A 12,293-nucleotide genomic window follows, 5' to 3' on the forward strand; every position below is an offset into this window, starting at 1 on the left:
GCGCGAGCGCGCGCGCGCGTGAGCTGGCGCCACGCCGCACGCGTCTGAAGGATCGGAGCAATCAGAGCATCGCGCGCGTTGCCGCCGATGCGACCAAGGAACCGGCATGAACGGAATCGATTCGGCCCTCGCTTCGGTGCTGTCGAGCCGGATCGACAGCCTGCTCAGCATCGCGCCGGGAACCGCGACCACCTCGCAGACCGGCGCGGCCGGCGTCGATACCGCGGTTCCCGCGGCGCCTGCGAACGTGACGCCCGCGCCCCAGCCGTCCGCGCAAACCGCGCTGTCGGCCGTTGCGCTGACGCTGAATGCGATTGCGCACTCAGGCGGCGAGGCCACACCGGCGGTGCTCGGCCGCGCGCCGATCTGGGCGGCCGCGCCAGCGCTCGACGTCGCCATCGAAAGCTTGCCGCTGACCGATGCGGCGGGCGCCGCGACAGTCAATTTCGCTGCCGGCGATTCCGCCGCTGCGGCCAACACCAATCCCAACGCTGCCGCCAGCGCAACCGCGGCCGCCACCGCGAGCGTGGCGGCGACCGAAGTGCCGGTCGCGGCGCTCGCGGCCGCGCTGCAACAGACGGTCGCCGACAGCGGCCTGTTCTACGAGGCGCATCTCGCGGCGTGGCTGGTCGGCCAGCGTTCGCCGGCCCAACTGGCGAACGAGGCGCAGAACCAGCTCGTCGCAGATTCTCAATTGCCTCCTGACTGGAGCGCCGACGCTGGCGACGCGGGCGCGCGGTCCGCTGCGGCGAACGGAGCCCCCGAGGCAACGCCACGCGGCACGGCGAACGTTGCCGAGAACAACCCTGCCATGCACGCGATGCCGTCGATCCTGACCGCGCAGGCCGCGCGACTCGTCGCGGGCGAGCTGCTGGCCAGCTCGGTGTCCGACCTGAATGGCCAGTCCACACACGCGGGGCTGCACAGCGCGGTGTCCCAGGCGGCCGATGCCGGCTCGTCGCAGAGCGCGCAGGCGATGGCGGCGGCGGTGCATCCGGCGACGGTGCCGCTCGTGCGCCAGCAGCTCGATCTGCTGGCGACCGGACAGTTCCGCTGGACCGGCGAGGCGTGGCCCGGCGCGCGTCTGGACTGGACGATCGAGCAGGATGGCGACGAATGGGACCGCAGCGGCGGCGGCCTCGCGAGCGAGGACGACCAGCCGTGGCGCACGCGCCTGACGCTGTCGCTGCCGACGCTCGGCACCGTCGATGCCGAACTGACGCTGACCGGCACGCGGCTGACCGCGCGCGTGCAGGCGAGCCCGCGGGGCGCCGCGCGGCTCGCGATGCAGGGGGACGGTTTCCGTCAGCGGCTCGCGGCGGCGGGGCTCGAGTTGCAGGGATTGACGATTCGCGAGATCGGCGGCGGTGTGCCTGGTACTACCGCGGCGGGCACTTCGGCGGCGGGAGCGCAGGCCGCGGGCGCGTATGCACGGTCGGCGTCGGCGGCTGTGGCCACGTCGACGGCGTCGGCGTCGGGCGCCGCATCGCGCGACGACCTCGATTGGGATATCTGATGAGCCGCACCCAACGTCGCAGCGCGGCTGCGCTTGTTTATGACGCTCATGGCGGCGAGGCCGCCCCGCGTCTGGTCGCCAAGGGGTATGGGCTGCTCGCTGAGATGATCGTGCAGCGCGCGAAGGAGGCAGGGCTCTATGTGCATGAGGCGCCCGAGATGGTGTCGCTGCTGATGCAAGTCGATCTGGATGCGCGGATTCCACCGCAGCTTTATCAGGCTGTCGCCGAGTTGCTGGCCTGGTTGCATCGGCTCGAGAGTGGGGCCGATGCTGAGACGGGCAATGGCGCTGGCGCGCCGGATGTGGTTGATGTTGTTGCTACTGATGTGCCTGGCGGTGCTAGTACTGTGGATCACTGAAGGTGTGTGTTTGCCCTTTGGCAGGGCGGGGCGCTTTTTTGTCGTTGTTCTTTGCGGTGTTGGCCTTTCCTTGTTGTCTTATCGGTCTATTAGCGTTGCCCCTGTGCGGGGCGGCACCTACTTTCTTTGCTGCTGCAAAGAAAGTAGGCAAAGAAGACAGCTCAAACCGCAAGCTCATAAGCGGGTCCCCTGGCTTGGAAGGGGTAGTGGTGCATCTGGAATCCGGGCCCCCGCACATTCCCCGTTCGTGACAAAGCCATCATCCCTCCCACTCCGCACTACGTGCGTCGCGGACGGGTCTGCCAGGGAAACCAATGGTTTGGCCCGCGCAGCGGGGGCCGTCGGCTGCGCCTCGGCGATGCGCCGAAACAACCGGTGGGTTTTGAACGGGGTTTCGGCGCGCGTAGCGCCGCCGGAAGAATGACTGCCTTGTCACTGGCGCGGAATGTGCGGGAGCACGGATTCCAGATGCACCACTACCTCATGCAGACCGAGGGACCCGCTTAAGAGTTGGCGGTTTTAGCTGTCTTCTTTGCCTACTTTCTTTGCAGCAGCAAAGAAAGTAGGTGCCGCCCCGCACAGGGGCAACGCTAATAGACCGATAAGACAACAAGGAAAGGCCAACACCGCAAAGAACAAAGACAAAAAAAGGCCTCACCCCGCCCAGGGGCTAAATCAGAATCTCATCATCAACTTCAACACCGCGTTCACGCGTCTCCCGTACGGTGGCGAAATCAACCCGCGCGCATTCAAGCGCGCCTGCACGAGCACGGGCTTCATCTTGGAAAAAGTAACGAACCCCTCATACCCGTGGTACGCCCCCATCCCACTCGCCCCGACCCCGCCGAACGGCAAACTCTCACATGCCAGATGCATCAGCGTCTCGTTAACCGCCATGCCGCCGGCGATCGTTTCATGCGTGACACGCTCAACCGTCCGCGCGTCGTCGGCATAGAGATAAAGCGCCAGCGGCCGCGGCCGCGCATTGATCCACGCGATCGCGTCGTCGAGCGTGTCGTACGGCACGAGCGGCAACAGCGGCCCGAAAATCTCCTCCTGCATCAGGGCGCATTCGTCCGGCGCGCCAGTCACGGCGATCAGCGGAAAGCGCCGGCTCCCGGCATCGGGCGTCGCGTTGGTCAGCGCATGCAATTGCGCGCCCGCAGCCCGCGCTTCGTCGGCGAGACGTTCGAGCCGCTCGAAGTGCCGCGAAGAAATGATCGACGTGTAATCCGGGTTCTGCGCGAAGTCCGGATACATCCTCGCCATCCGCACGCGCGCCCGTTCGATGAACGCCTGCTCCTTGCCGCGCGGCACCAGCACGTAGTCGGGCGCCACACAGGTCTGCCCCGCGTTCAGCGTCTTGCCGGCGATCAGATTGTCGACCGCGTTGTCGAAACGCGCATGCGCGCCGATCAGCGCCGGCGATTTGCCGCCGAGTTCGAGCGTGACCGGCGTCAGATGCTCGGCCGCCGCGCGCATCACTTCGTGACCGACCTTCGTCGAGCCGGTGAACAGCAGATGATCGAACGGCAGCGCGCTGAACGCGGCCGCGAGCGCCGCATCGCCGTTGACGACCGCGACGTGAGTGCGCGCGAACGTCTGACCGATCAGCAGCTCGAATAGCGCCGAGGTGCGCGGCGTCAGCTCGGACATCTTGATGATCGCGCGATTGCCGGCCGTCAGCGCGCTGATCAACGGGCCAACCGCGAGCAGCACCGGATAATTCCACGGCACGATGATGCCGACCACGCCGAGCGGCTGCGGCACCACCTTCGCGCGCGCCGGCAGCAGCCACTTGTTGGTGCGGCGGCGCTGCGCTTTCATCCAGCGCTTGCCGTGACGCAGTGCGGCGTCGATCTCTTCCTTCACGAGCAGGAATTCGGCGAGCAGCACTTCTTCCTTCGCGCGATTGCCGAAGTCCGCGTGCATCGCGTCGGCGAGCGCGTCGCGATTGTCGAGCATCAGCTTGCGCAGCGCACGCAGATGCGTCGCGCGCGTGTCCCACGACGGATACGGCGCGCGCAGATACGCATGACGTTGATCGCGCAACAGTGCTTGGAGCGCGGCGACCTCCGGCACATCGTTCTTCATGTGAGTCCACTCCCAGATGGATGACCGTGCGCGTCGAGCGCACTTATATTGGTGTGAGGTTGAGTCGGAGTTGCGAGCGGTGCGCTCGGGGTTTGCGCGCCCGCCGCGGTTACGCGGGAAAGGCGCGCTTGACGATCGCCGCGTGATCGAACGTGGCCGGCAGCGTGCCGTACACGCGGCCGCTTTCGCCGCAGCCGTCGGCGAGACGCGTCGCGATGAACTCGTCGGCGACCTCGGCGGGCGCGTGCTGCGCGAGCAGCGTCGCCTGCGCGATCAGCACGATCTGCTGCGCGATACGTCGCGCCGACGCCTCGCGCTGTTCGGCCGGTCCGTTCAGCGTCGCGGCGAGGCGCGCGAGTGCCGCGCCCAACGCCGGATGCGCGCGCGCGACGTCCTGCCAGGCGGCGAACAGCGCTTGCGCGGCCTGCGGCTCGCGCTCCATCGCGCGCAGCACGTCGAGGCACATCACGTTGCCCGAGCCTTCCCAGATCGAGTTGACCGGCGCCTCGCGATAGAAGCGCGCCATCGGCCCGGTTTCGACGTAGCCGTTGCCGCCCCAGACTTCCATCGCCTCGCCGGTGAATTCGAGCGCGCGCTTGCAGACCCAGTATTTCGCGGCAGGCGTAGCGATGCGCCGCCAGGCGCGTTCGGCCGATGAAGCCGACGACGCGTCGGCGGATTCCTCGAACGCGCGCGCGAGACGCATGAACAGCACCGTAGCCGCTTCGGATTCGAGCGCGAGATCGGCGAGCACGTTGCGCATCAGCGGCTGCTCGGCAAGGTGCCGGCCGAACGCGCTGCGATGCCGCGCATGATGGACCGCCTGCACGAGCGCGGCACGCATCAGCGCGGCGCTGCCGATCACGCAGTCGAGCCGCGTGTAGCTCGCCATTTCGATGATGGTCGGCACGCCGCGTCCTTCGTCGCCGATCATCACACCGTACGCGTCGAGAAATTCGACTTCGCTGCTTGCGTTGGAGCGATTGCCGAGCTTGTCCTTCAGACGCTGGATCTGCACCGCGTTCTTGCTGCCGTCCGGCGCGAAGCGCGGCACGAAAAAGCACGACAGTCCCTCGTGCGTGTCGGTGCGCGCGAGCACCAGATGCGCGTCGCACTGCGGCGCCGAGAAGAACCATTTATGACCGACGAGCCGGTAGGCGCCGCCGCGTCCGCCGGCACCGTCGAACGCATGGGCGCGCGTCCGGTTGCTGCGCACGTCGGAGCCGCCCTGTTTCTCGGTCATGCCCATGCCGATCATCGCCGAGCGCTTTTGCGTGAGCGGCACGTCGCGCGGATCGTGCTCGCGTGTGTACAACTGGTCGCGCAGCGTATCGAACAACGTGGATTCGCGCTGCAACACCGGAATGCTCGCGAATGTCATCGTCAGTGGGCATAGCGAGCCGGATTCGATCTGCGCATGCATGAAGTAGCCGGCGCAGCGCGCGGCCATCGCGCCGCTTCGCGGCTCGGCGAACGGCAGCGCGTGTAGCCCTTCGCGGCGCAGCAGCGCGAGCAGTTCATGCCACGCGGGATGGAACTCGAGCGCGTCGATGCGCTCGCCGCGCGGACTATGCGTGACCAGCTCCGGCGTATGGCGGTTGGCGAGCTCCGCGAGCGCGAGCGTGTCGGGCGTCGTCAGCGTCGCGCCGTGTCGCAGCAGCGCCTCGCGATGCCAGCTCGCGCCGTCGCGATCGACGGCCGCGCTCAAAGCGGCGTCGCTCGAGAACAGGTTGTAGTCCGCGAGCGGCGGTGCCTGATTCGTCACCTCGTGAGTCTGGCCGAAGCCGTGCCGTTCCATCTGCTGTCTCCTTTTTCGCTATTGTGCGCCGCTTCGCCGACGGCATCCCCGATGCGCTTTGTCGCATCTGTTCGAGCGCCGCGCGTGATGCCGCATGCCGGAAGGAGGGCGCGCGTCGCGCCATGTCTGGAAGCCGCGCGCGGGCCGTTCGCGCCTTTCATCATAGGGGCGCGTTGCCGCCGGCGTTTAGAGGAATCGTTCTTTCAGGGAGCCGCCGCAGCCCCAATACGCTCCCTACAATGCGCAGAAAACACACGTAGACAAGTGTGCACGAGACAGGGTCCGCGAGCAACGCGGCCCATCAGGAGGAGCGCATGCAATACGACTACATCATCGTCGGAGCGGGCTCGGGCGGCTGCACGCTCGCGAGCCGTCTCGCGGATAGCTGTCCCGACGCGACCATCGCGCTGATCGAGGCCGGTCCGCATACCGGGCGCAATCTGTTGGTGAACATGCCGGTCGGCGTCGCGGCCGTGGTGCCGAATAGACTGAAGACCAACTACGGCTACCTGACCACGCCACAGCCGGGGCTCGCCGGTCGCCAGGGCTATCAGCCGCGCGGACGCGGTTTCGGCGGATCGAGCGCGATCAACGCGATGATCTACACGCGCGGCCATCCGCTCGATTACGACGAGTGGGCGCGGCTCGGCTGCGACGGCTGGTCGTGGGCCGAGGTGCTGCCGTATTTTCGCCGCGCCGAAGACAACGAGCGCGGCGCCGATGCGTGGCATGGCGAGGCCGGTCCGCTGACCGTGTCCGATCTGCGCTTCAGGAATCCGTTTTCCAGGCGCTTCGTGCAGGCCGCGCTCGAAGCGGGCTACCAAGCGAACGACGACTTCAACGGCGCGGATCAGGAAGGCATCGGCTTCTATCAGGTCACGCAACGTGACGGGCGCCGTTGCAGCGTCGCGCGCGCGTACATCTACGACCGGCCGCGCGCGAATCTGCACACGATGGCCGACGCGACCGTGCTGCGCGTCGTGTTCGACCGCAAGCGCGCGAGCGGCGTCGAAATCGTGCGCGGCGGCCGCACCGAAACGCTCGCGGCGCGCGCCGAGGTCGTGCTCGCCGCTGGGGCGTTCAACTCGCCGCAACTGTTGATGTGCTCGGGCATCGGGCCGGCCGCGCATCTGCGCTCGCTCGGCATCGACGTGCTTCACGATGCCCCCGAGGTCGGCCAGAACCTGATCGATCACATCGATTTCACGATCAACAAGCGCGTGAGGTCGATCGAGCCCACCGGTTTTTCGGTGCGCGGCATCGCGCGGATGCTGCCGCAATTCGTGACCTTCATACGACACGGGCGCGGCATGCTGTCGAGCAACGTCGCCGAGGCGGGCGGTTTTCTGAAGAGCCGGCCGACGCTCGCGCGGCCCGATCTGCAACTGCATTTCTGCGCGGCGATCGTCGACGATCACAACCGCCATATGCACTGGGGCCACGGCTATTCGCTGCATGTATGCGTGCTGCGTCCGCATAGCCGCGGCACCGTGATGCTCGCAAGCGCCGATGCGCGTGCCGCGCCGCTGATCGATCCGCGCTTTCTGAGCGATGCGCGCGATCTCGATCTGCTCGTCGAGGGCGCGAAGATGGCGCGGCGCATTCTCGGCGCGCCGTCGCTCGCGCTGCACGGCGGCGAGGAGTTGTACACGCGGCCAGGGCAATCGGATGCGGAACTGCGCCAGACGATCGTCGAGCGCGCGGACACGATCTATCACCCGGTCGCGACCTGCCGGATGGGCGGCGACGCGCGCTCGATCGTCGATCCGCAATTGCGCGTGCGCGGCGTGACGGGGTTGAGGATCGTCGATGCGTCGGTCATGCCGACCCTGATCGGCGGCAACACCAATTCGCCGACGGTGATGATCGGCGAACGGGCGGCGGAGTTGATCGCGACGAGCCGGCGAGAGGGAGCGGGGAGGTCGGCGACGGTGACGCCCCCGAACCCAGGTGACATGCCGGCGCAGGCGGTTTGATCGCCGTTTGCAAGGAGGTCGGCAAACGCGAGCGGCGTAACGCGGCCGGCGGCCGGCCGCCGCCCGTCACTCGCCCGAGGGTGGCAGAGCTCCTTGCGGCGCTGTGATTCCGTTAAAGCCGATCCCAGGTCCGAGTATGAAATCGTCGCTGGCGTGTGTCGGCAGCGTTTCGCGCGCGACGTCGAGCCACGCGCGCGCCGCGTGCGACAGATAGCCGTTGCGGCGCCAGCCGATCGCCATCTCCCACGGGATCTCCGGTTCGACGACCGGGCGGCAGGTGAACTGCGCGGGATCGAGCCGCCGGCAATAGGGCGCGGGCAGCAGGGCGATGCCGACGCCAGCCAGCACCAGCGCCGCCATGAAGTCCCAATGCGCGCTGCGTCCGACGATCGCAGGCGCAAATCCCGCCGCGCGACATGCGTTCAACACGACGTCGTTCAGCGCGAGGCTTTCGCCGTAAAACACGAACGGCTCATCGGCGAGTTGCGCGAGCGGCACCTCGTTCAACGCATCCCAGCGCGAGCCGGCGCGCGCGACGAGCCACAACAGCTCGCGCGACATCGGCAGCACGTCGATGTTGTCGGGGTCGACCGGCTGCAGCACACCGCCCAGTTCCAGTTCACCGTTGATCAGCGCGGCTTCGATCGCGCGCGAGCCCTGCTCGAACAGCTTCAGCTCGATCTTCGGATAGCGCTGGCGGAACGCGGCGATTGCGGGGGTGAAGAGCGCACCGCCCATCGGCGGAATGCCGATTGCCAGTTCACCGCGCCCGAGCGTGTCGAGATCGTTCAGCTCGGCCTGCAGTTGCGCGTGTGCGGCGAGCACGTCCTGGCCGCGCTGATAGACGATCCGGCCCACGTCGGTGAGAACCATCTGGCGGCCGTCGCGCAGCAGCAGCGGCGAGCCGATTTCGTCTTCCAGCGACTTGACCATCTTGCTGATGGTCGGCTGCGTGACGAACATCTGCTCAGCGGCGACGGTGAAGCTTTGCTGACGGACCACTTCGACGAAATAGCGCAGCGCGCGGAGTTCCATGAGCGTGGTCTCCAGAATTCCAGTTTGGAATGATTTCGATGATTGTAAGTCATTTTGTTTATGGCGCGGCGGGCCCCATACTAAGTGCCTTCCACGCCAGCCAGGGGATGTCATGTCCGCGCCAGTTTTCGCCCGTTCCGTGCGTCCCGCCGGTGGCGGCTCAAGTGGGGACGCGGGTGGCTTCGGCCGTGTCGCACGCATCGCCGTGCAAAGCGCCGCGATCGCGGCGCTGTGGATTGGCGCCGATTTCATCGTGCGGCGGCTGCATCTGCCGGTGCCGGGCGGCGTGGTCGGCCTCGTCGTGCTGCTCGCGCTGCTGTTCTGTGGCGGTATCGCGCCGCGCTGGGTCAAGGCCGGCGCGGACTGGCTGCTGTCCGACATGCTGCTGTTCTTCATTCCGGCGGCAGTCGCCGCCGTGCAATACGGCGGCCTGTTCCGCGCGGACGGCTGGCGCCTTGCGCTGGTGGTGATCGCCGGCACGCTGATGGTGATGGTCGCGGTGGCGTTCGCTGTCGATCAGGCCGCGCGCGTCGAACGGCGTTTCGCGCTGCGCCGCGTGCGGGTTGCGCGTAAGGCAGGCAGTCTGTCGCGCGAGCGCCGATGAACCCGCTCCCGTTTGCTTCGCTGTTGGCCGACGACGCCTCGCGCCTGATCGCGGCCGGCTGCCTCGTGCTGACGATCGCGCTGTGCTTCGCGTCGAAGGCGCTGTATGCGCGCGTGCGCTCGCCGTGGCTCACGCCGATGCTGACGGTGCCGGCCGCGCTCGTCGCGATCGTCGTACTCGCGCACATTCCGTATTCGCTTTACTTCGAGGACACGCGCTGGCTGATGTGGCTGCTCGGCCCCGCGACGGTCGCGTTCGCCGTGCCGATCTACGAGTACCGCGCACTCTTGAAGCGCCACTGGATCTCGCTGTCCGTCGGCGTGACGGTGGGCATTCTGGTCGGCGTCGGCGGCTCGCTGATGCTCGCGAAGCTGCTGCACCTGTCGCCGGACTTGCAGCGCAGCCTGATGACGCGTTCGGTGTCGACGCCATTCGCGCTCGCGGTGTCCGACAGGATTCACGCGCCGAAGGACCTGACCGCGCTGTTCGTGATCGCGACCGGCGTCTGCGGCATGCTGTTCGGCGAAATCGTGCTCGCGTTCGTGCCGCTGCGCACGCGGCTCGCGCGCGGCGCGCTGTTCGGTGCGGCCGCGCACGGCGTCGGCACCGCGAAGGCACGCGAGCTCGGCAGCGAGGAGGGCGTAGTGTCCAGCCTGACGATGATGATCGCCGGTCTCGCCATGGTGCTGCTCGCGCCGATGCTGGGGCTGCTGCCGATCTGAACCAGCGCGCTGCCACGCCATCCGGCGCGCGCCGAAGTCATCTCGATTTGCTACAATCGCCGTTCGTCTTCGAGGAGCGTTGCGACGGGTACCGCGAATCCGCATTCGCCGGCCGCCCGCCAGGCTCGAAGGCTTCAATTGGCAGCATGGAACGCGCTTGCGCGATTCCGAACCGCTGCCTCAAACCGCGCTCACGTCACATTTCTAGTCAATTTCTTAGAAAGGAGGGCGTGATGAACGCCGCAGTCATCGATTCCCAGAAGCAGGATTACGTTGTCGCCGACATGTCGCTCGCCGCTTGGGGCCGCAAGGAACTCACGATCGCCGAGACCGAAATGCCCGGCCTCATGCAGACCCGTGATGAGTACAAGGCGCAGCAGCCGCTGAAGGGCGCGCGCGTCGCCGGTTCGCTGCACATGACGATCCAGACCGGCGTGCTGATCGAGACGCTGACCGCGCTCGGCGCGGACGTACGCTGGGCCTCGTGCAACATCTTCTCGACTCAGGACCATGCCGCCGCCGCGATCGCGCAGGCCGGCACGCCGGTGTTCGCGTTCAAGGGCGAATCGCTCGATGAATACTGGGAGTTCTCGCACCGCATTTTCGAATGGCCGAACGGCGAGTTCGCCAACATGATCCTCGACGACGGCGGCGACGCGACGCTGCTGCTGATCCTCGGCTCGAAGGCCGAAAAAGACCGCTCGGTGATCGCCAGACCGACCAACGAAGAAGAAGTCGCGCTGTACAAGTCGATCGCCGCGCACCTCGAGATCGACCCGACGTGGTACTCGAAGCGCCTCGCGGCGATCAAGGGCGTCACCGAAGAAACCACCACCGGCGTGCACCGTCTGTACCAGATGGAAAAGGAAGGCCGCCTGCCGTTCCCGGCCATCAATGTCAACGACTCGGTCACGAAGTCGAAGTTCGACAACCTGTATGGCTGCCGCGAGTCGCTCGTCGACGGCATCAAGCGCGCGACCGACGTGATGATCGCGGGCAAGATCGCGGTCGTGGCCGGTTACGGCGACGTGGGCAAAGGCTGCGCGCAATCGCTGCGCGGTCTGGGCGCGACCGTGTGGGTCACCGAAATCGATCCGATCTGCGCGCTGCAAGCGGCGATGGAAGGCTACCGCGTCGTGACGATGGAATACGCGGCCGACAAGGCCGACATCTTCGTGACCGCGACCGGCAACTACCACGTGATCAACCACGATCACATGAAGGCGATGCGTCATAACGCGATCGTCTGCAACATCGGCCACTTCGACTCGGAAATCGACGTCGCGTCGACCCGTCAGTACCAGTGGGAAAACATCAAGCCGCAAGTCGACCACATCATTTTCCCGGACGGCAAGCGCGTGATCCTGCTGGCCGAAGGCCGCCTCGTGAACCTCGGCTGCGCGACGGGCCACCCGTCGTTCGTGATGTCGAACTCGTTCACGAACCAGACGCTCGCGCAGATCGAACTGTTCACGCAGGGCGCGAAGTACGAAAACAAGGTGTACGTGCTGCCGAAGCATCTCGACGAGAAGGTCGCGCGTCTGCATCTGGCGCGCATCGGCGCGAATCTGACCGTGCTGTCCGACGCGCAGGCCGGCTACATCGGCGTCGACAGGAACGGTCCGTTCAAGCCGAACCACTACCGCTATTAAGCACGCGGCCGTCCGCGGCTCGATGCGCGCGTTCGCGCGCCCGGCCACGCGGGCGGCGGTAAAAGCTTGACGGTCCGATCCCGGGGCGGCGCGCAATGCGCCGCTTTGTTCGCCCGCGCGGCTTTTCGTTTGCTGGACATCTTCTCCGCACAGGTGCTTACAAGGAGTTCTACATGACCGTGCTGCTGACCTGGCTCATCAACGCGCTCGCGCTGCTGATCATCACCTACATCGTTCCGTCGATCCATATCCGTAGTTTTGGTACCGCGCTGATCGTCGCGATCGTGCTCGGCCTCATCAATACGCTGCTGCGGCCGCTGCTGATCCTGCTGACGCTGCCGGTCACGATCCTCACGCTCGGACTCTTCATTCTGGTCGTCAATGCGCTGTGCTTCTGGCTGTGCGCGTCGCTGCTGAAGGGCTTCGAGGTGTCGGGCTTCTGGTCGGCGTTCTTCGGCTCGATCCTGTACAGCATCGTGTCGTGGCTACTGTCCGCGCTCATTTTCGGCAACCGCAGTCTCGGTTGACCTTTTTGAC

At 66.6% G+C, this 12,293-nt stretch carries 10 protein-coding genes and 1 riboswitch; of the genes, 7 read left to right on the plus strand and 3 right to left on the minus strand.

The features are described 5' to 3' along the window. The first annotated feature begins 106 nt into the window (after window positions 1–106). Together fliK and HWY30_RS04840 are read left to right on the plus strand one after the other, a co-directional pair. Window positions 107–1,516 (plus strand): flagellar hook-length control protein FliK, encoded by a 1,410-nt coding sequence (fliK, locus tag HWY30_RS04835; protein WP_090802546.1) that lies wholly within the window; start codon window positions 107–109, stop codon window positions 1,514–1,516. Beyond that, the gene (locus tag HWY30_RS04840) at window positions 1,516–1,875 is read left to right on the plus strand and encodes an EscU/YscU/HrcU family type III secretion system export apparatus switch protein (RefSeq protein ID WP_090802548.1); all 360 of its coding nucleotides are present in this window, start codon (window positions 1,516–1,518) and stop codon (window positions 1,873–1,875) included. Before fliK ends, HWY30_RS04840 begins: the two co-directional genes overlap by 1 nt. 675 nt (window positions 1,876–2,550) lie before the next feature. On the opposite strand, the gene HWY30_RS04845 is transcribed toward HWY30_RS04840, so the two are convergent. Together HWY30_RS04845 and HWY30_RS04850 are read right to left on the minus strand one after the other, a co-directional pair. Continuing rightward, on the minus strand, window positions 2,551–3,969 hold the full coding sequence (locus tag HWY30_RS04845; RefSeq protein ID WP_090802550.1) for a coniferyl aldehyde dehydrogenase: 1,419 nt from the start codon (window positions 3,967–3,969) through the stop codon (window positions 2,551–2,553). A gap of 109 nt (window positions 3,970–4,078) precedes the next feature. Next, window positions 4,079–5,767, minus strand: a complete 1,689-nt coding sequence (locus HWY30_RS04850; RefSeq protein ID WP_090802551.1) for an isovaleryl-CoA dehydrogenase — start codon at window positions 5,765–5,767, stop codon at window positions 4,079–4,081. Between the two features lie 314 nt (window positions 5,768–6,081). Here HWY30_RS04850 and HWY30_RS04855 point away from each other — a divergent pair, with 314 nt between their 5' ends. After that, on the plus strand, window positions 6,082–7,743 hold the full coding sequence (locus HWY30_RS04855; protein ID WP_090802553.1) for a GMC family oxidoreductase: 1,662 nt from the start codon (window positions 6,082–6,084) through the stop codon (window positions 7,741–7,743). Window positions 7,744–7,809: 66 nt separating this feature from the next. Here HWY30_RS04855 and HWY30_RS04860 read toward each other — a convergent pair whose 3' ends face one another. Beyond that, window positions 7,810–8,778, minus strand: a complete 969-nt coding sequence (locus HWY30_RS04860) for a LysR family transcriptional regulator (RefSeq protein ID WP_090802554.1) — start codon at window positions 8,776–8,778, stop codon at window positions 7,810–7,812. 112 nt (window positions 8,779–8,890) lie between these two features. Between HWY30_RS04860 and HWY30_RS04865 the strand changes: the two genes are divergently transcribed. The 4 genes from HWY30_RS04865 to HWY30_RS04880 all read left to right on the plus strand — a co-directional run bounded on the left by HWY30_RS04865 (window position 8,891) and on the right by HWY30_RS04880 (window position 12,283). Then, window positions 8,891–9,382, plus strand: a complete 492-nt coding sequence (locus tag HWY30_RS04865; RefSeq protein WP_090802556.1) for a CidA/LrgA family protein — start codon at window positions 8,891–8,893, stop codon at window positions 9,380–9,382. After that, window positions 9,379–10,104, plus strand: coding sequence for an LrgB family protein (locus HWY30_RS04870; protein WP_090802557.1), 726 nt, complete (start codon window positions 9,379–9,381; stop codon window positions 10,102–10,104). Before HWY30_RS04865 ends, HWY30_RS04870 begins: the two co-directional genes overlap by 4 nt. Before the next feature lie 65 nt (window positions 10,105–10,169). After that, window positions 10,170–10,304, plus strand: a riboswitch (S-adenosyl-L-homocysteine riboswitch). Window positions 10,305–10,337: 33 nt separating this feature from the next. Next, window positions 10,338–11,756, plus strand: a complete 1,419-nt coding sequence (gene ahcY, locus HWY30_RS04875) for an adenosylhomocysteinase (RefSeq protein WP_090802559.1) — start codon at window positions 10,338–10,340, stop codon at window positions 11,754–11,756. A 173-nt stretch (window positions 11,757–11,929) separates the two neighbouring features. Beyond that, window positions 11,930–12,283 carry a phage holin family protein gene (locus HWY30_RS04880; protein ID WP_090805530.1) on the plus strand — a complete coding sequence of 118 codons (354 nt, stop codon included), beginning with the start codon at window positions 11,930–11,932 and terminating at the stop codon, window positions 12,281–12,283. Window positions 12,284–12,293: the final 10 nt, after the last annotated feature.

The sequence above is a fragment of the Paraburkholderia tuberum STM678 genome (genome assembly GCF_902833905.1).
In the GTDB taxonomy this organism is placed as follows: domain Bacteria; phylum Pseudomonadota; class Gammaproteobacteria; order Burkholderiales; family Burkholderiaceae; genus Paraburkholderia; species Paraburkholderia tuberum.